Annotated in this window: 20 protein-coding genes and 1 pseudogene; 5 read left to right on the top strand and 16 right to left on the bottom strand. The window is 71.6% G+C overall.

Annotated features, from left to right (window positions below; all coding sequences use genetic code 11):
• Nucleotides 1-527: 527 nt before the first annotated feature.
• The 4 genes from murA to purD all read right to left on the bottom strand — a co-directional run bounded on the left by murA (nt 528) and on the right by purD (nt 5,548).
• Entirely contained in the window at nt 528-1,814 is a 1,287-nt protein-coding gene (gene murA, locus E1266_RS14790) for a UDP-N-acetylglucosamine 1-carboxyvinyltransferase (RefSeq protein WP_132047216.1), read from the bottom strand.
• A gap of 322 nt (nt 1,815-2,136) precedes the next feature.
• Nucleotides 2,137-2,919: an MOSC N-terminal beta barrel domain-containing protein gene (locus E1266_RS14785; RefSeq protein ID WP_132047189.1), complete on the bottom strand. Its 783-nt coding sequence runs from the start codon at nt 2,917-2,919 to the stop codon at nt 2,137-2,139.
• 28 nt (nt 2,920-2,947) lie between these two features.
• Nucleotides 2,948-4,258, bottom strand: a complete 1,311-nt coding sequence (gene purB / locus E1266_RS14780; RefSeq protein ID WP_132047187.1) for an adenylosuccinate lyase — start codon at nt 4,256-4,258, stop codon at nt 2,948-2,950.
• Between the two features lie 54 nt (nt 4,259-4,312).
• Nucleotides 4,313-5,548, bottom strand: coding sequence for a phosphoribosylamine--glycine ligase (purD, locus tag E1266_RS14775; protein ID WP_132047185.1), 1,236 nt, complete (start codon nt 5,546-5,548; stop codon nt 4,313-4,315).
• Nucleotides 5,549-5,872: 324 nt separating this feature from the next.
• Here purD and E1266_RS14770 point away from each other — a divergent pair, with 324 nt between their 5' ends.
• Nucleotides 5,873-6,955 carry a magnesium and cobalt transport protein CorA gene (locus E1266_RS14770; RefSeq protein ID WP_132047183.1) on the top strand — a complete coding sequence of 361 codons (1,083 nt, stop codon included), beginning with the start codon at nt 5,873-5,875 and terminating at the stop codon, nt 6,953-6,955.
• Between the two features lie 21 nt (nt 6,956-6,976).
• Here the strand turns inward: E1266_RS14770 and E1266_RS14765 are convergent, their stop codons facing one another.
• Together E1266_RS14765 and E1266_RS14760 are read right to left on the bottom strand one after the other, a co-directional pair.
• The gene (locus E1266_RS14765) at nt 6,977-7,771 is read right to left on the bottom strand and encodes an alpha/beta hydrolase (RefSeq protein WP_132047181.1); all 795 of its coding nucleotides are present in this window, start codon (nt 7,769-7,771) and stop codon (nt 6,977-6,979) included.
• Nucleotides 7,768-8,052: a hypothetical protein gene (locus tag E1266_RS14760; RefSeq protein ID WP_132047179.1), complete on the bottom strand. Its 285-nt coding sequence runs from the start codon at nt 8,050-8,052 to the stop codon at nt 7,768-7,770. The genes E1266_RS14765 and E1266_RS14760 overlap by 4 nt, the downstream gene beginning before the upstream one ends.
• A gap of 220 nt (nt 8,053-8,272) precedes the next feature.
• Between E1266_RS14760 and E1266_RS14755 the strand changes: the two genes are divergently transcribed.
• A complete protein-coding gene (locus E1266_RS14755; protein ID WP_132047177.1) occupies nt 8,273-8,854 on the top strand; it encodes a TetR/AcrR family transcriptional regulator in 582 nt (193 codons plus the stop codon).
• Nucleotides 8,855-8,860: 6 nt separating this feature from the next.
• Here the strand turns inward: E1266_RS14755 and E1266_RS14750 are convergent, their stop codons facing one another.
• The 7 genes from E1266_RS14750 to fbaA all read right to left on the bottom strand — a co-directional run bounded on the left by E1266_RS14750 (nt 8,861) and on the right by fbaA (nt 14,403).
• Nucleotides 8,861-9,733 (bottom strand): glycerophosphodiester phosphodiesterase family protein, encoded by an 873-nt coding sequence (locus E1266_RS14750; protein WP_132047175.1) that lies wholly within the window; start codon nt 9,731-9,733, stop codon nt 8,861-8,863.
• A gap of 1 nt (nt 9,734) precedes the next feature.
• Complete coding sequence (locus E1266_RS14745) at nt 9,735-11,018, bottom strand: adenylosuccinate synthase (RefSeq protein WP_132047173.1); 1,284 nt, start codon at nt 11,016-11,018, stop codon at nt 9,735-9,737.
• 142 nt (nt 11,019-11,160) lie between these two features.
• Nucleotides 11,161-11,580: a DUF3151 domain-containing protein gene (locus E1266_RS14740; RefSeq protein ID WP_207945648.1), complete on the bottom strand. Its 420-nt coding sequence runs from the start codon at nt 11,578-11,580 to the stop codon at nt 11,161-11,163.
• Nucleotides 11,581-11,641: 61 nt separating this feature from the next.
• A complete protein-coding gene (locus E1266_RS14735) occupies nt 11,642-12,151 on the bottom strand; it encodes a hypothetical protein (RefSeq protein ID WP_132047169.1) in 510 nt (169 codons plus the stop codon).
• Nucleotides 12,152-12,205: 54 nt separating this feature from the next.
• A complete protein-coding gene (locus tag E1266_RS14730) occupies nt 12,206-12,781 on the bottom strand; it encodes a GNAT family N-acetyltransferase (RefSeq protein WP_132047167.1) in 576 nt (191 codons plus the stop codon).
• A 48-nt stretch (nt 12,782-12,829) separates the two neighbouring features.
• Nucleotides 12,830-13,279 carry a helix-turn-helix domain-containing protein gene (locus E1266_RS14725; protein ID WP_132047165.1) on the bottom strand — a complete coding sequence of 150 codons (450 nt, stop codon included), beginning with the start codon at nt 13,277-13,279 and terminating at the stop codon, nt 12,830-12,832.
• A 101-nt stretch (nt 13,280-13,380) separates the two neighbouring features.
• On the bottom strand, nt 13,381-14,403 hold the full coding sequence (fbaA, locus tag E1266_RS14720) for a class II fructose-bisphosphate aldolase (RefSeq protein WP_132047163.1): 1,023 nt from the start codon (nt 14,401-14,403) through the stop codon (nt 13,381-13,383).
• 180 nt (nt 14,404-14,583) lie between these two features.
• Here fbaA and E1266_RS14715 point away from each other — a divergent pair, with 180 nt between their 5' ends.
• Entirely contained in the window at nt 14,584-15,303 is a 720-nt protein-coding gene (locus E1266_RS14715; RefSeq protein ID WP_132047214.1) for a DedA family protein, read from the top strand.
• Nucleotides 15,304-15,366: 63 nt separating this feature from the next.
• Entirely contained in the window at nt 15,367-15,804 is a 438-nt protein-coding gene (locus E1266_RS14710) for a hypothetical protein (protein ID WP_132047161.1), read from the top strand.
• Here the strand turns inward: E1266_RS14710 and pyrE are convergent.
• Nucleotides 15,801-16,337: an orotate phosphoribosyltransferase gene (gene pyrE, locus E1266_RS14705; protein WP_132047159.1), complete on the bottom strand. Its 537-nt coding sequence runs from the start codon at nt 16,335-16,337 to the stop codon at nt 15,801-15,803. The two genes, E1266_RS14710 and pyrE, sit on opposite strands and share 4 nt — an antisense overlap.
• A 161-nt stretch (nt 16,338-16,498) precedes the next feature.
• Between pyrE and E1266_RS14700 the strand changes: the two genes are divergently transcribed.
• Nucleotides 16,499-16,951 (top strand): hypothetical protein, encoded by a 453-nt coding sequence (locus E1266_RS14700; protein ID WP_243718422.1) that lies wholly within the window; start codon nt 16,499-16,501, stop codon nt 16,949-16,951.
• 27 nt (nt 16,952-16,978) lie between these two features.
• On the opposite strand, the gene E1266_RS14695 is transcribed toward E1266_RS14700, so the two are convergent.
• Together E1266_RS14695 and E1266_RS39395 are read right to left on the bottom strand one after the other, a co-directional pair.
• Nucleotides 16,979-17,605: a tetratricopeptide repeat protein gene (locus E1266_RS14695; protein WP_243718417.1), complete on the bottom strand. Its 627-nt coding sequence runs from the start codon at nt 17,603-17,605 to the stop codon at nt 16,979-16,981.
• Between the two features lie 101 nt (nt 17,606-17,706).
• Nucleotides 17,707-18,145 (bottom strand): annotated as a pseudogene (locus E1266_RS39395) (NYN domain-containing protein); the annotation flags it as partial.

Here is an 18,145-nt window from a genome sequence, read left to right as displayed (position 1 = left end):
GCCTTGATCCTGCATCTTCGGGTGTCCGAAGTTGAAAAACAAGACCCGAAAACACCCGAAGGGGTCCCTCGCGGCGCTCTCGCGCACTAGAGAGACCCCTCCGGGGTGCGTTTGGTTTACCAGCGGGCGGTGGCTCATCCGTCCCGCTGCCGTGCCGCCGGGAAAGACGAGTGATCCGTTGTTCCGCGGCCGCTGATCACTGACGGTGAATTTTCACCGGCTTGCGGTCCGGCCGAAGCGGACCGTTCCACCGGTTTACTTCCCAGCTCAGCGGTTTGTCAGGACGCCGTGCGGGGCGCCGCCGAGAAGCAGTGCGTAACCGCCCCGTAACTCCCTGCCGCGACGCTTCCCGCCTTGGCGTTACAGCGCTCGTCAGGCGGCACGTCAAAGTTGGTCAGGACGGGGCCACAATCGGCCGAATCGAGCCGTCCGGATGTCCCGGTGCGGGACGGCTCCGGACGGCTCCGTGCGGTTGCAGGGCGGGCCGGCAAGTGCGGGGCCCGCAAGTGCGGGCGGGCACTTGCGGGCTAGTCGGCCTCGCGGACGATCTCGGCGCCGAGCTGGGAGAGCCGCTCGGCGGTGTGCGCGTGCCCGCGGTCGAGGTAGTAGGCGGAGGTGATCGTCGTCTCGCCCTCGGCGGCGAGGCCGGCCAGCACCAGCGCGCTGCCGCAGCGCAGGTCGTGCGCCTCGACCTCGGCGCCGCGCAGGGCGCCCGGCCCGTTCACCTTCGCGCGGTTGCCGTCCACCTCGATGTCGGCGCCCATCTTGCCGAGCTCGTCGGCCAGCTTGAACCGGCCGTCGAAGATCCGCTCGTAGATGTAGGACGGGCCCTCCGCCAGGCAGGACAGCGCCATGATCGGCGACTGCAGGTCGGTGGCAAAGCCCGGGTACTCGTCGGTGATGACGTTGATCGGGCGGAGCGTCCGCTCGCGGCGGACCTGGAGCACCGCGCCCTGCTGGTTGAACTCGACGCCCATCTGCTCCAGCTTGTCGGCGGCGACGCCGAGGTGCTCCAGGCTGGCGCCGACGAGGCTGAGGTCGCCGCCGGTGATCGCGGCGGCCATCACGAAGACGCCGGCGTCGATCCGGTCGGGCATCACGGTGTGCTCGACGGCGGTCAGCTCGTCCACGCCCTCGACGGTGATGAACCCGGTGCCGCCGCCGCCGATCTTGGCGCCCATCGCCTGCAGGATCGCGATGTTGTCCAGCACCTCGGGCTCCAGCGCCGCGTTCTTGATCAGCGTGGTGCCGTGCGCCAGCGCCGCCGCCATGATCAGGTTCTCGGTGCCGGTGTGCGACGGGGTGTCGCAGTAGAGCGTTCCGCCGCGCAGGTCGCCGGCCTTGATGTGGATGATGCCGTCGCCGTTGTCGGCCACGTGCTCGGTGACCGTGGCGCCCATCCGCTTGAAGCCGTTGTAGTGGAAGTCGAGGTTGCGGCTGCCGAGGTTGCAGCCGCCGACGCCCTCGATGATCGCCTCGCCGAGGCGGTGCAGCAGCGCCGGGACGAACAGGAACGACCCGCGGAACCGGGACGCGATCTCCGCGGGCAGCACGGGGCTGCTCAGCGACGACGCGTCGATCACCAGGGTGCGCTCGGTCTCGTGCAGCTCGGCCTTCGCTCCCACGGCCCGCGCGAGCTCCACCGCCCGCCGCACGTCCTCGATGATCGGGACGTTGCGCAGCACGGTCCGCCCCTTGGCGGCCATCAGCGAGGCGCCGATCATCGGCAGGACGGCGTTCTTCGCGCCCTGGATGAATACGGTGCCGTGCAGCTGCCGGCCCCCGCGCACGCGGTACCGAACCTCGTGGCCCATGCTCATGCCGCCTGATCTCCTTCTCGGGTGCGGAAAACGTGCCGTCAAGTGGGAGCACGAGGGCCGAGCGCGCCGAGCGGTGTCCCCCCTCCGCGCCAACGCGGCCCCAGTAAACCATCGGCACGGACGTGTACTACCCGCCCGAGCCAAGGTGACGTCGGTCTGTTTGTTGAGACACGCGAAACGCCCCGGAGGTTCGCCTCCCGAAGGGAATTCCCAAGGTGAGCGTAGGGGGCGGCGTGCCGACAGGACGCAGTCTACGGTGATCTTCGGGCAGCCTCGGACGGCGCGGAGAGCGCCGCCGGCGCCCCGCCGCGTCCCGTCAGTGCGCCTCCAGGACCTCGACCCGGTCGCCCAGCCTGAGCGTCCCCAGGGAGCGGGGGACGCAGTTCTGGCCGAACTGGATGCCGCGGTCGCGGGTGCGGTAGGTGGCGAGCGTCCGCAGCGGCTCGCGCCCGCGCTCGGCGGTGTCCTGGTCGGTGGTGGTGATGATGCAGCGGCTGCACGCCTTGACCGCCTCGATGACGGTCTCGCCGATGCGCAGCAGCCGCGCGGAGTCCTCGCCGTACGCGCCGAGCCCCTCGACGACGAGGCTGGGGCGGAACCGGGTCATCGGCAGCGGCTCGGCCAGCCGCCCGTTGAGGTCGGCGAGCGACTCGGCGGAGATCAGCAGCAGCGGGTAGCCGTCGGCGAACATCACCTCGCCGCCGCCGCGCCCCGTGGGCCGGTGGCCGGTGAAGCGCACCAGTCGGCAGTCCCGGTCGAGCAGGTCGGAGAACCACGCGGCCGCCTCGTCGCCCTGGTCGACGCCCTGGCACTCCGAGCGGGCGAGGGTCACGTCCCGGACCTCGCCGTCGCTCGTGGCCTTGTGGACGAGCGCCGGGACGTCCGGGGCGCGCACGGTGAGGATCTCGCCGTCGTAGGACGGGCGCAGCAGCGCCATCTCCGCGTGGTCCCGCTGCGACAGGAAGCGGCCCTCGGGGGTGACGAGCATGAACTCGCGGTCGTACCGGAGCCCGGTGGCCAGGAGTTCGGCGCTGTCCAGGGAGGTACGGCCGCCGCTCTTGAAGGGGTAGATGTTCAGCTCGATCAGGGTCGCGGTCAAGGTCCCTCCCGTGGGGCCGGCGCAGGAATCAGCGGAGTTCGGCCAGGCGGTCGAACACCGGGCCGAGACGTTCGACGAAACGCTCGGGGCGGCACACTTCATCCAGGCGCGCCTCGTCCAGTGCGAGGTCCGCCTCGGCGGCGTGCTTGCGGAGCGTCTCGCGGAACGGAGTGCCGCTCTCCCACGTGTCCATCGCGGCCTTCTGGACGAGGGGGTATGCCTCGTCGTCGCGTGACATGCCCGCCTCGACCAGCTCCAGCAGCACGGTCGAGGTGTAGATGAGGCCGCCGGTCGAGTCCAGGTTGGCCCGCATCTGCTCCGCGTCCACGACAAGTCCGGACATGAGGCGATTGGTGAGGTTCAGCATGTAGTCGAGGGCGATCGACGCGTCCGGCAGCGCGATCCGCTCCGTGGACGAGTGCGAGATGTCGCGCTCGTGCCAGAGCGGGATGCCCTCCAGCACCGGCACGATCTGCGCCCGCACGATCCGCGCCATCCCCGCCAGCCGCTCGGAGATGATCGGGTTCTTCTTGTGCGGCATCGCCGACGAGCCCTTCTGGCCCTTGCCGAACGGCTCCCACAGCTCCCGGACCTCGGTGCGCTGCCCGTGCCGGACCTCCAGCGCGACCGCCTCGCACACCGTCGCCATGATCGCCAGCGCCGACACCCACTCGGAGATCCCGTCGCGCATCACGACCTGCGTCGACACGTCCGCGCTCCGCAGCCCGAGCTTGCGCGCGACGTGCAGCTCGACCGCCGGGTCGATGTTGGAGTACGTCCCGACCGCGCCGGAGATCGCCATCACGCCGACGGCCTCCCGGGCGCGGCGGAGCCGGTCGCGGGAGCGGGCCATGGCGAACGCGAAGTCCGCGACGCGGTGCCCCCACACGTCCGGCTCGCCGTGGATGCCGTGCGTCCGGCCGACCCGCAGCGTCGCCCGGTGCTCCAGCGCGTGGTCCCGCAGCGTCGCCACGAGCGCGTCGGCCTTCGCCAGCAGGATGTCGGTCGCCTCGACGAGCTGCAGCGCGAGCGCGGTGTCGAGCAGGTCCGACGACGTCATGCCGAAGTGGACGTACCGCGCGGCCTCGCGCGGATCGGTGTTGTCCGCCCACGCCGAGAGGAAGGCGATCACGTCGTGCTGCGTGACCGCCTCGATCTCGTGCACCGCCTCCGGCGTCGGGGGCGGTGCCTTGCGCACCGGCTCCACCACCTCCGGCGGGATCGTGCCGGCCTCCGCGTGGGCCTCGACGACGAGGACCTCCACCCGGCACCACAGCTCGTACTTGTGCGCGTCACTCCAGACGCGCCCCATCTCCGGAAGTGTGTACCGCTCAATCACTAGCCCATTGTCCCAGGTGGTACGACCCAGTGCGTCCGCAGGGCGGCGGGCTCGCTACAGGGCGGCGATGTCGGTGCGGTAGTGGGAGCCGCGGAGGGTGATGTTGGACAGGGCCTCGTAGGCGGTGGCGCGGGCGCTGGGTACGTCTGGGCCGGTGCCCACGACGTTGAGGACGCGGCCGCCGTTTGCGATGAGGCGTCCGTCCGCGTCCAGCTTCGTGCCCGCATGGAGGACATAGGCGCCATCGACCTTGGCAGCCTCGTCCAGGCCGGTGATGACGTCGCCCTTCACCGGGGCGGACGGGTAACCCTCCGAGGCCAGGACGACGGTGACGGCCGCGCCGGGACGCCATTCCGGGCGGAACTGCGGGTCGAGGCCACCGATCGCGCACGCTTGCAGCAGCGACGCCAGGGGTGTGGCCAGGCGGTCGAGGACGACCTGGGCCTCGGGGTCACCGAACCGCGCATTGAACTCCACGACCCGCACGCCCTTGGACGTCAGCGCCAGCCCCGCGTACAGGACACCGACATAGGGGATCTCGCGGCGGCGCATCTCGTCCACGGTGGGCTGGATGACCGTGGACATGACCTCGTCCACCAGGCCAGGGGGTGCCCAGGGGAGCGGCGTGTAGGCGCCCATGCCGCCCGTGTTGGGGCCGTCGTTGCCGTCGTAGGCGCGCTTGAAGTCCTGCGCGGGGAGCAGCGGAACGGCGTGCTGCCCGTCGGACAGGGCGAACAGGGAGACCTCGGGGCCGTCCAGGAACTCCTCGATCACGACGCGCTCGCACGACGTGGCGTGCTCGTGCGCGGCGGCGCGGTCCCCGGTCACGACGACGCCCTTGCCCGCGGCCAGGCCGTCGTCCTTCACCACGTAGGGCGGGCCGAATGAGTCCAGCGCCTCGTCCGCCGCCGCGGCGGTCTCGCAGATCCGCGCGTCGGCGGTCGGGACCCCGGCCTTCGCCATGATCTCCTTCGCGAACGCCTTGGACGCCTCGATGCGGGCGGCGGCGCGGTCGGGCCCGAAGCAGGGGAACCCCGCCTTGCGCAGCGCGTCGCCGACCCCCGCGACCAGCACCGCCTCGGGGCCCGCGACCACCAGGTCGGCGCGGAGCCGCCCGGCCAGCTCGGTCACCGCGACCGGATCGGTCGGATCCAGCTGGTGGTTGTCCGCGATCTCGGCCGTGCCCGGGTTTCCCGGGGCGCAGTGGAGGGCGGTGACGGCAGGGTCGCGGTGCAGGGCGCGGGCGAGCGCATGCTCGCGGCCACCCGATCCAAGGACGAGTACTCGCACGTCACGCGAGCATACTGGGCGTCGAACCGCCCGGCCGCCGAGTGACCGCGCTCACGCCGGGGACCAGCGAACATATCGGTTCCGGGCGGCGTCCCAAATGTCGGCTGATAAGCTGCCACCGGCTTGACCGAGGAGTGAAAGGAGGTGGTCGGGATGAGTCCTGGTGATCCTTGCGGTTCGCCGGAAAACCCTCACAGTCCGAACCGGACTGTCCGACCGTCCGCCTCCGTCTGGCGCCCGGCCATCGACTTCGCGCGCTCCCTTCGCTGACCAGCCTGGGCTGAGCGCGCGCTGCGTGCGTGGCCGGCGGGTTAGGAGCACCTCATGGCCATGACACGAGTCCGCCCGAGCCGCGTCCTGTTCAAGACGCGCCGGCCCACCGGGGTCCAGGCGCCGCACCGCGGCTCCGCCGTCATCGACTGGGCCGCCTACATCGACGGGCACCGCGTCTCCACCGACACGGTCGCCGACGCCGTCCGCCTCATCCGCGACGGCCGCCTCGTCCCCGAGGGGGAGAGCGCCGGCTTCGTCTGGGTCGGCCTCCACGAGCCGTCCGCCACCGAACTCGCCGACCTCGCCGAGGTCTTCGGCCTCCACCCGCTCGCCGTCGAGGACGCCATCCACGCCCACCAGCGGCCCAAGCTGGAGCGCTACGACGACGTCCACTTCGTCGTCATGAAGACCGTCGGGTACGTCGCCAGCGGGCCCGGCGGCGCCGAGGTCGTCGAGACCGGCGAGATCATGCTGTTCTGCGGCCCCGACTTCGTCGTCACCGTCCGGCACGGCGCCCACGGCGAGCTCACCCCCGTCCGCCGCGACCTGGAGAAGCAGCCGGAACGCCTCGCGCTCGGCCCCGCCGCCGTCGTGCACGCCGTCGCCGACCGCGTCGTCGACGGCTACGTCTGCGTGGCGGACGCCGTCATGGAGGACATCGACGAGGTCGAAGAGGCCGTCTTCTCCCCCGAGCGCACCGACGAGTCCCGCCGCATCTACCGCCTCAAGCGCGAGGTCATCCAGCTCAAGCGCGCCGTCGGCCCCCTCGCCGGCCCGCTCCGCAACCTCTCCGGCCGCCGCTTCGTCCCGGCCGAGATAAGGGAGTACCTCCGCGACGTCGAGGACCACCTCACCCGCGTCCGCGAGCAGGTCGAGTCCTACGACGAGCTCCTCAACCCCATCCTCCAGGCCCACATGACCCAGGTCACCGTGGCCGACAACAAGGACATGCGGAAGATCTCCTCCTGGGGCGCCATATTCATGGTCCCCACCGCCATCGCCGGCGTCTACGGCATGAACTTCGACTTCATGCCCGAGACCGAGTGGCGCTACGGATACCCGATGATCCTCTGCGTCATCGGCCTGGCCTGCTTCTCCCTCTACCGGGGCTTCCGCCGCAACGGCTGGCTCTGAGTCTCACAGCGCGGCAGGGCGTCACAGCGCGGCGAGGAAGGCCCGCACGGTCGCGGCGAAGGCGGCGGGGTCGTCGTCCTGCGCCCAGTGGCCGCAGCCGGCGAGTTCGCGCAGGACGGTTCCGGGCCGGCGCGCGGCCATCTCCCTGGCCATCGCGGTCGGGAGGACGAAGCTGTCCAGTCCGTGGACGAGCAGGGCCGGGCACGTGGAGCCCTGCCAGTCGGCCCACCAGTCGCCGATTAGGGCCTGCTGCGAGGACACCATGTCGTCGTAGTCGAAAAGCAGTCCCCACCCGTCGGGGTGCTCGACGGCGCTCTCCAGGAAGTAGCCCGCGTCGGGGATGCCCTGCGCCTCGATGCCGCGGCGCAGCTCGCCCAGGGTCGCGGCCCGGCGGGGCCAGCCGCGGACGTCCAGCACCGGGTGCGGGATCGCGGGCGGCCGGTTGTCGGCGCCGCCCTCCTCCACGATCAGGGCGCGGACGAGTTCCGGATGGCGGGCGGCCAGCCGGAAGGCGGCGACCCCGCCCATCGAGTGCCCGAGCACGATGACCGGGCCCAGCCCCAGGCCGCGCAGGAACTCGGCGGCGTCGGCCACGTAGGCGTCCGGGCCGAAGTCGCCGTCCCGGCCGCTGTGGCCGTGGCCCCGCTGCTCCAGCGCGATCACCCGGTGGCCGGGCGCCAGCGCGGCGGCGAGCGGCGCGAAGCGGCGGGCCCGGCCGAAGTGCCCGTGCAGCGCGAGGATCGGCGCGGCCCCGGCCGGACCGCCGTCCAGCCAGGCCAGCCGCAGTCCCCGGACGGACGCGAAGTTCTCGATCATCGTTGTCTCCGTTCGTGCGGGTTCTCGCGCAGCGTCATCCGGACCACCGCGGCGACGGGGAGCGCCATGAGCGCGGTGACGGCGGTGGCGAGCGCGAACGCGTCGGTGAAGGTGTCCCGGGCCGCGGGCAGGCCGCCGAGCACGGCCACGCCGAGGGCGCCCCCGAGTTTGAACGCGGTCTCGTTCACGGCCGCGGCGGAGCCGGATCGCCGGGGCGGGGCGGCCCTCAGCATCGCGGTGCTCGCCGCGTTGACCGTGGCGGCGTTGCCCGCGGCGAGCACCGCCAGGCCGGCGATGGATGGACGGCAGTGCGATCGTCACCGCCATGACGCTGGCGCTCATGACGAGCAGCGCGGCGCACAGCGTGAACAGGACGGCCGGGCGGCGGGGATGCCCGGCGTCGGGCGGGCTCATGGGCGGCCTCCGATCGGGAGGCCGTTAACATAACGGTCGTTATGCAAACTTGGCAAAACGATCGTCATGGAAATAGGCTCGGCGGCCGTGGCCCGACCCCGTGACCCGCAGCGCCGTACCCGGCTGCTCGACGCCATCGTCGACTACCTGGCCGAACACGGCATCGCCCAGCTGTCCATGCGTCCGCTCGCCCAGGCGCTCGGCCACAGCACGTACGTGCTCACCCACCACTTCGCCACCAAGGACGAGCTGGTCAGCGCCGTCCTCGAACACCTGGACCGGCGCCAGAAGAGCCGCCTCGAAGCGCTCCCGGACCCGCCGGACGGCGACGGCCTCGGCGCCGTCGTGCGCGCCTCATGGGCCTGGCACCTCGCCGAGGACCTGCCGATGGTCAGGCTCCTGCACGAGATCGAGGGACTGTCGGCCGCGGGCCGCCTCACCGGTCCCTACGTCTCCAAGATGCTGGGCGACCGCGCCGAATACGTGGCGGACGTGCTCCGCGCCCACGGTGTCCCCGAGGAGGTCGCGATCCGCAACGCGACCCTGCTCAACGCCGCCTACACCGGGCTCCAGATCGACTACCTCACCACCGGCGACGAGGCCCGGGTAGAGGCCGCGCTGGAGGAACTGGCCGCCCTCGCCGACTCGTGGACGACCACCGGGTCCTGACGGCCCTCAGGCCGGGTGCCCAGACGTCGGAGAGTCCGGGAACGCGGTCGGGGCGCGGAGGTGCTGGAGGCGGTCGGGGTAGTCGGTGACCAGGGCGTCCGTGCCGTAGCCGATCAGGCGGGCCGCCTCCTCCGGGGCGTTCACCGTCCAGACGGCCACCCGGAGGTCGCGGGCGTGTGCGCGGGCCACCAGGTCGGGCGTGGTCATCTCGCGCTCCGGGGACAGGACGGTCGCGCCGATCTCCGCGGCGGCGCCCACCGGGTCGCCCGGGGGCAGCCCGGCGAGCCAGGTCGTGCCCGGGAGGGCGGTCTTGCGTTCGATCAGGGCCACGCGGGTGAACGCGGGATGGTCGCGGAGGGCCACGGTCAGCACGCGCCAGTCGAACGCGAGGATGCGGGAGCGGCCGGCCAGTCCCGCCGACGTCAGCACGGCCGCCACAGCGGCCGTGAGGCGCTCTACGGCCTCGACGGGCCAGCCGGGGTCGGTCTTGAGCTCCACGGCCAGTGTGACGGCCGTGGGGGCCAGCAGGGCGCAGGTCTCGGCGAGCGTGGGGATGGCCGCGCCGGGGACGGGGATCTGGGTGAACGCCTCGTGGCGGCGGGAGCCCGCGTCGAGCGTGCGGAGCTGGGCCGCTGTCAGGTCGCGGATGCGCTTGCCGACGTAGGGGAAGGCGGGGTCGCCCGGCCACGCGGGGGCGGTGTCGGTCAGGTTCACCGGGGACAGCGTCTGGTCGTGGTTGAGGACGACCGTGCCGTCGGCGGACATGCCCACGTCCAGCTCGATCGCGTCCACGCCCAGTTCCAGGGCGTGGGCGAAGCCGGGGAGCGTGTTCTCCGGGCGGAGGCCGCGCGCTCCCCGGTGGCCGTGGACTTCGACCACGTCAGACCAGCGACCGCAGAGACAGCGTCTGGTCGCGGCCCGGGCCCACGCCGATCGCGGAGATGCGGCAGCCGGACATCTCCTCAAGAGCGCGGACGTACGCCTGCGCGTTGGCCGGGAGGTCCTCGAACGTCTTGGCGCCCGTGATGTCCTCCTGCCAGCCGTCCAGGTACTCAAGGACGGGCTTGGCGTGGTGGAACTCGGTCTGCGTCATGGGGAACTCGTCCACACGCTGGCCGTCGATCTCGTAGGCGACGCACACCGGGACGCGCTCCAGGCCGGACAGGACGTCCAGCTTCGTGAGGAAGTAGTCCGTGATGCCGTTGACGCGGGTGGCGTAGCGGGCGATGACGGCGTCGAACCAGCCGCAGCGGCGGTCGCGTCCCGTGGTGACGCCGTACTCCCCGCCGGCCTTGCGCAGGTACTCGCCCTGCTCGTCCAGCAGCTCGGTGGGGAACGGTCCAGAGCCGACACGGGTCGTGTACGCCTTGATGATGCCGATCACCCGGGTGATCCTCGTAGGCCCGACGCCGGAGCCCGCGCACGCGCCGCCCGCCGTCGGGCTGGACGACGTCACGAAGGGGTAGGTGCCGTGGTCGATGTCCAGCAGCGTGCCCTGGGCGCCCTCCAGCAGGACGAGCTTGTCGTCCTCCAGGGCCTTGTTCAGGACGGTCGCGGTGTCGGCGACGAACGGCCTGAGCCGCTCGCCGTAGGTCAGGTACTCCTGGACGATCGGCCCCGTGTCGATGCGGCGCCGGTTGTAGACCTTGGTGAGGACCTGGTTCTTCTCGCGCAGCGCCAGGTCGAGCTTCTGCGTGAGGATGTTCGGGTCGAACAGGTCCTGGACGCGGATGCCCATCCGGTTGATCTTGTCGGCGTAGGCGGGGCCGATGCCGCGGCCGGTGGTGCCGATCCGGGCCTTGCCGAGGTACCGCTCGGTGACCTTGTCGAGCGCCCGGTGGTGCGGCATGATCAAATGCGCGTTCGCCGAGATCAGCAGGCGCTCGCAGGAGATGCCGCGGTCCCGCAGGCCGTCGATCTCGCCCAGCAGCACGGCCGGGTCGATCACCACGCCGTTGCCGATCACGGGCACGACGTCCGGCGACAGCACCCCGGACGGCAGCAGGTGGAGCGCGTAGCTCTTGTCGCCGATGACGACGGTGTGGCCCGCGTTGTTGCCGCCCTGGTAGCGGACGACGTAGTCGACGTCCCCGCCGAGGAGGTCCGTGGCCTTGCCCTTGCCCTCGTCTCCCCACTGCGCCCCGACCAGAACGATGGCAGGCATGCCACTTTTCCCTTCCCACGACGAAGGCCCCTGTCGCCGCAAGTAGCGATGGGGCCTCTTGCGATCAAAGCCTACCTTTCCGCGGAAGCTGAGGAAACCGCACCTCACCTCCCGCGGAACGCTCGATCGGCTCGCCGGTCCGTCAGCTCGTCAGGACGTCCGCCGCGGTGGGGCTGCTGTCGCGGAGGAACGTCTTGCAGCGCTCGGCCTCGTGGTCCTCGCCGATGGCGGCGGCGGCCCGGCCGAGGGCGTGCAGGGCGCGCAGGAAGCCGCGGTTGGGCTCGTGCTCCCAGGGGACGGGGCCGTGGCCCTTCCAGCCGGCGCGGCGGAGCTGGTCGAGCCCGCGGTGGTAGCCGGTGCGCGCGAAGGCGTAGGAGTCGATGACGCTGCCGTTGGCGAACGCGCGGTCCGCCAGTTCGGCCCACGCGCCGGTGTAGTCGGGGTGGCGCGCGGCGACCTCGAACGGGTCGATGCCGTTCTCCAGCGCCGTCCGGGCTTCTTTGTTGTCCGGGAGTTCGGTCGGAGGAGGCCCACCGAGCAGGTTCTGGGTCATGCGCCTCATGGTAAGCAGCCCGGACGCCGTCCCCCCACCCCGGGTCGGACCGGCGCCCGTCCCGGCGGCGTCAGGAGGTCTTCACGGGGGCGGGGCAGTCCACCGAGCCGGTGAAGGTGGCGCGGCGGTAGGCGTCGCCCTCGCCCCAGCTCTTCTGGACGAGGTTGCCCTCGAACGAGGACCCCGCGCCCCACCTGATGTCGTCGTCGGTGAACCGGCCGAACTCCTCGCCGTCGTGGAAGAACACCACTTCCTGGCTGCCGACGGTGAACTCCGCCCTGACACCGTCCCCGGCGCTGACGGTGACCTTCTTCGGCGAGCACTCCACCTCGAACATCCCGAAGGCCCCGTTCTCGGTGCCCACCCGGTTGCTCAGGGAACCGATGTTGAGGTGCAGGTTCGCGCGGTTCTTCCGCGGCCCGGCGCCGCCCATCCGCCCGGTGATGGTCTCGTCCACCGCCGCCCGCGGGCCGTCCCCGCCATTGGCCGGATCGCCGTCGGAGTCACCTCCCGAGCTGCAGGCCGCGACCGTGGTCAGCAGGGCGAGTGAGGCCGCGAACAGGGGGAGGCGACGGCGCATCCGACGGAGTTCCTTCCGAGATCGGAAAGTGGTTCGGTCGGCACCCTAGTGCGGTCAGCGCGCGCCCACCGCCGTATTCGCCGTCGCCGCCGCGGCGGTGCCGGTTGCGGCCATCGCCGCGAGCGGCAGCCGGAAGTGCGCGGAGCCTCCCTCGGCGGTGGAGCGGGCGGCGGGCCAGCCGTGGTGGACGAAGCGGATCGCCGGCCGGTTCTCCAGGACGACGTCCGCGTCGAACTCGGTGACGCCGCGCCGCCCGGCGAGCTCGGTGAGGCAGCCGACCAGGACGGACCCGAGGCCGCGGCGCTGCCAGGGGTCGGTGACGAGGACGGCGATGTCGGCGCGCCAGGGCCGCCTCTTGTCGCGGACGTACTCGGCGATGCCGGCGATGTCGTCGCCGTCCAGGGCGACCAGGGCGTCGCGGTCCCAGTGGTCGAGCCCGTCGAGCAGGCCGACGTAGTGGTCGGGGAGCCGGGGCGTGCCCGAGAAGAACCGGGTGTAGAGGCTGGCGGACGACAGCCGCTCCGACATCCGGTGGACGCGGTCGTGGTCGGTGATCCCGTACGGGCGGATCCGGAGATCGTCCAGCGTCGGGTCAATGTGGGCCGCGCTGCGCACATCGAGTTGCTTCATGCAACTTATTGGACCGCAGAAAGTTGCGTGAAGCAACCCTGATTTTCCTCAGGCGGCCGGGCCTGGACGCGGTTCCACGTCGGACGGGCCGAGGGAGGCGCCGCAGACGTCGCACGTGAACCGCGGCGTCAGGCCGCCTTCACAACCGCGGTGCCCGACGATCAGCGGCGGTCCGTCCGGGGCGTAGTGGCGGTCGCCCCACATCAGCAGGGTCATCATCGCCGGCCAGAGCTCGACGCCCTTGCGGGTGAGCCGGTACTCGAAGCGCTCCGGGCGCTCCTGGTACGGGACGCGGCGCATGATCCCCTCTTCGCACAGCCGGTTCAGCCGGTCGGTGAGGACGTTGCGCGCCACGCCCAGCGCGTCCTGGAAGTCGTCGAAGCGCCGCACGCCCTCGAAGGCGCTGCGGATGACGAGCAGTGTCCACCGGTCGCCGACGACCTCCAGCGACCGGGCGATCGAGCAGTTCTGCGAGTCGTAGGTGCGGGGCAGTGCCACACCGCCAGCCTACGTGGTTTCGTCAAGCAACCCGGGGGCCCGGGCAGGCCCGGAGCTCGCCGAATCGAGCGCCGCGCCGCCCGGCCCCGCCGGTTTCCTCGCTACTTGAGCTTCTGGCCCGCGGACTGGAGGCTCTCCGCGGCCTGCACGATGCGCGCGGCCATCGACGTCTCGGCGGCCTTGCCCCACGAGCGGGGGTCGTACTGCTTCTTGTTGCCGACCTCGCCGTCGATCTTCAGCACGCCGTCGTAGTTGCGGAACATGTGCTCGGCGACCGGGCGGGTGAACGCGTACTGGGTGTCGGTGTCGATGTTCATCTTGATGACGCCGTACGACACCGCCTCGCGGATCTCCTCCAGCGAGGAGCCCGAGCCGCCGTGGAACACCAGGTCGAACGGCTTCTCCTTGCCGTGCTTGGCGCCGACCGCCTCCTGGATCTCCTTGAGCACCTCGGGACGCAGCTTGACCGAGCCCGGCTTGTAGACGCCGTGCACGTTGCCGAACGTCGCCGCGAGGATGTAGCGGCCCTTCTCGCCCACGCCGACGGCCTCGGCGGTCGCGAGCGCGTCACCCGGCGTCGTGTAGAGCTTCTCGTTGATCTCGTGGGCGACGCCGTCCTCCTCGCCGCCGACGACACCGATCTCCATCTCCATGATGATGCGGGCCTTGGCGCACTCTTCCAGGAGCTCCTCCGCGATCCGCAGGTTCTCGTGCAGCTCGACGGCGGACCCGTCCCACATGTGCGACTGGAACAGCGGCTCCTCGCCGCGCGCCACCCGCTCCTGCGAGATCTTGACCAGCGGACGCATGAAGCCGTCCAGCTTGTCCTTGGGGCAGTGGTCGGTGTGCAGGGCGATGTTCACCGGGTACTTGTCGGCCACGACCCGGGCGTACTCCGCCAGCGCGGTCGCGCCCGTGACCATGTCCTTGACGGTGGAGCCCGAGAGGTACTCGGCGCCCCCGGTGGACACCTGCACGATGCCGTCGCTCTCCGCCTCGGCGAAGCCGCGCAGCGCGGCGTTCAGCGTCTGGCTGGACGTCACGTTGATCGCGGGGAACGCGAAGCCGTCGCGCTTCGCACGGTCGAGCATCTCCGCGTAGACCTCGGGCGTTGCGATGGGCATTGATCAGCGTCCTTTCAATGGGTCGGTGCCGGTGGGCATCCGGCCGGGCGGAAGCACCCGGTCGTGCACGTACCCGGGGTGAGCGCCCGGCCACACGAATTCCGGGTCGGGCATGCCGTCCACCATCAGTATCTCGCCTTCTCCGAGCGTGTGGAAAGGTACGCTCGCCGTGTGGAGCTCATGACCCTTCCCCTCAGTATCACCGAGTGGCTGCACCCGACCGCCTGGCTGCAGCTCTTCGGCACGTTCGCGACGATCGGCGTCATCGCCATCATCTTCGCCGAGACCGGACTGCTGTTCGGCTGCCTGCTACCCGGTGACTCGCTGCTGTTCACGGCGGGAATTCTGACGGCGGTCTCCACCGTCAACGGGCAGGAGTTCCAGCCGCTGTCGCTGACCTGGCTGATGATCGGCGGCCCGATCGCGGCGATCGCCGGCGCCCAGACGGGCCACTGGCTCGGCGAGCGGTACGGCCGCCGGCTCTTCGACCGCCCCGACTCCCGGATCTTCCGGCAGGAGTGGGTCGAGAAGGCCGAGTACTACTTCAACCGGTTCGGCCCCGCCAAGGCGGTGGTGCTGGCCCGGTTCATCCCGATCGTGCGGACGTTCCTCAACCCGCTCGCCGGGATGCTCGGCATGGACCGCAAGAAGTTCTTCATCTGGAACACGGTCGGCGGCATCCTGTGGACGGAGTCGCTGTTCCTGCTCGGTCACTTCCTCGGCGCCAACGTGCCGGAGATCGAGTCCTACATCCTGCCCGGTGTCGTGGTGATCGTGCTGCTCTCGCTCATCCCGATCATCCGCGAGGTGATGAAGGGCGGGCCCAAATCGGACCAGGGTCCGAATAAGAATGGCCCCGAAGAGTCACGTCCGTCGCTCAGCGGTGACAGTTATCGCTAACCTCCCCATGTGGGACGTCATCGGTCGGACCCTAGGGGTCTCGCGCGCATTCTGATCGCGGTCGTGGCCGTGATGGCCGCCTTGGCACTTCTCGTCGTGGGCGCCATGGCTCTGGTCGACGCGATATCCGGCGAGCCCGAGCAGAAGGGCCCGGTCACATCCGGCACGCCGTCCGGCGAGGACGGCGGTGGTGGCGGCGGCGGGGGAGACCCCTCGCCGTCGCGCAACGCCACCGCCTCCGTGCCGCAGTCGGCGGTCCCGCTGGTGATCCGGGTGACCGGCCAGCCCACCACCGTCGTCGTCCGCGTCGCCGACGCGCAGGGCAAGGTGCTCACCAACGGCCAGCTCGGCACCGGCGACATCCTCCAGTACGACGAGGCCCCCCTCCAGGTCGTCGCCTTCAACGGCGGCTCGCTGCAGGTGACCATCTACGGCAAGGAGCAGCCGCGGAAGCCGAACGGGCAGCGCGGCCAGTGGTTCGTCGGAGAGCGGTCCTCTTAGCCGAGGCCGAGGTCGGTGACGTCGTAGGGGTGGCGGTAGGCGAGCCCCTCCTCGGCGATGCGGCCGGCCGCGCCGCGCTCCAGGATCGTCGCGACCGCCACGACCTCCGCGCCCGCCTCCCGCAGCGCCTCCACCGCCGTGAGCACGGAACCGCCGGTGGTCGAGGTGTCCTCGACGGCCAGCACCCGGCGGCCCGCGACGTCCGGGCCCTCGATGCGCCGCTGCAGCCCGTGGGCCTTGCCGGCCTTGCGGACGACGAACGCGTCCAGCGCGCGGCCGCGGGCCGCCGCCGCGTGCAGCATCGCGGCGGCCACCGGGTCGGCGCCGAGCGTGAGCCCTCCGACGGCGGCGTAGTCCAGGTCGGCGGTCTCGTCCAGCATGACCCGCCCCACCAGCGGCGCCGCGGTCCCGTCCAGCGTCACCCGGCGCAGGTCCACGTACCAGGACGCCCGCTTCCCCGAGGACAGCACGAAGTCCCCGTGCACCACGGCCTTGTCCTTGATCATCTGAAGCAGCTCTTCGCGATCGCTCACGCCACGACCCTATTCACCCGCGCCCACCCGCCTGCTTCGCCCCGCGTCCGGCGGCCGCGCCCGCCGTGTACGGTTCCGTGGGGGGTGACATGACGCCGGGAACGCTGGTCCTGCTGCACGCGCCGGGCGCCGACGCGAAATCGTGGGGCGATCTGCCGGAGATGCTCCGCTCGTACGGCCTGGACGTCGTCGCGCCGGACGTCGCCGACACCGGGCCCCGCTACATCGCCCGCGCCTCGCTGATCATCGCGGCGACCGATCCGGTGGCCCCGCTCGTCCTCGTCGCCCACGGCGCCGCCGGCCCGCTGCTGCCCGGCGTCTCGCTGGCCCAGCGCGCCGCGCACCGCTCCGTGGGCGGTTACGTGTTCGTGGACGCCGATCTCCCGCGGCCGCTGCACCTCCACGGCGAGGGATCGCCCCACGATGAGCTTCCGATGCCCCCAGATTGGCCGGAGGCGCCCTGCGGCTACCTCCGGACCCATTCGGACAGGGTCGCCTCCACCAAGCACGAGGAGGCGCTTAGAGAGGCTCGGCTGCGCGGCTGGCCCGTGACCGAGCACGAACCACCGGCTGCCGTGTCCCAGTCCTTGAGCGAACTGGTCACCCTGCTGTAGCCGCCACCCCACCGGGGTGGCGCGGGGTCAGCCGTTCTTGAGCAGGTCGTCCAGGAGGGCGTCGTAGTCGTCCTCGCCTCGGCCCAGATCGATGCGGGCGCGGTAGCGGAGGCGGAGGAGGGCTTCGAGGCTGTCCTCGGCGATGTTGACGTCGTCCGGGCCCGGGATCGGCTCCGCCGCACCGCCGCCCCCACCACTGCCGACACCGGCGCGCTCGCGCAGGGCGAGGACCACGTCGGCGCCGCTCGTCGCCCACTCGTGGGCGCCGGTCGCGTCGCCCTGGGCGTAGAGCACCTCAGCGACCGCGCGGTACACCTCGGGGTCGCGCGGCTTGTCGGCGCGGATCTGGTCGACGAGCGTGCGGGCCTCCTCGGGGCGGCCCAGCTCGAACAGGGCGTCCGCGAGGTAGGCGCGCGGGTCGCCGTAGGTCTCCCCGCCGTCCTCCATCGCCCGGCGGTACAGCTCGGCGGCCTTGGCGTGGTTGCCGGCGTGCTGCCACTGCTCACCCGCGCGCAGCAGGACGTTGGCGCGCGACACCCCGCCGGACACCGACTCGGCCAGCTCGGCGAGCCGGCGTGCCGCCGAGATGTGATCGCCGGTGCGCAGGGTGTCGAACTCCAGGTCGTCGAGATCGTCTTCCGTCACATGCGTCACGCTTCAACGCTACCCGTCGCCGCACGGCCGAAGCGGCCGAATCGGGGATGATCGCGTGATACCGGTGCGTACCCGTCAGTTGACCTGCGCGGATGCCGGTATCAGCGGCGGGAACGTTCTAGGGCGTCCCAGAAGCCGCGGCGCAGCGCGTGCCGCACCTCGTCGTGCAGCAGGAAGTCGATGGGCAGCGAGGACCCCTGCAGGAGCCGCGCCTCCAGGTCGGACGGCATCCGCGGCTTGCGGGCGAGGACGGCCTCCAGCCACAGCGCGGGCGCGTCGCGGGCGACGGACTCGCCGAAGTCCTGGCCCTCCTGGTGCGCGGCCTTGACCGCGTCCGCCAGCGTCGGGGCGTTCTGCTGCGCGGGCACGTGCGAGACCTGCTGCGGGCCGGTGTAGGGGCCGGTCTGGTGGCCGCCCGACGGCATCGTCTGCGGCGGGGGCGGCGGCGACGGCGCCGGGACGGGCGACGAGGAGTACTGCGGGCCCGGGACCTGCGGCTGCGCGGGCGCCGGCGCGGGCGGCGCCGGGGCGGGAGCCGGG

The organism is Actinomadura sp. 7K534, from assembly GCF_004348575.1.
In the GTDB taxonomy this organism is placed as follows: Bacteria; Actinomycetota; Actinomycetes; order Streptosporangiales; family Streptosporangiaceae; genus Spirillospora; species Spirillospora livida.
Note: the sequence above shows the minus strand (reverse complement) of the source record. Positions and strands in the feature narration are given on the sequence as shown.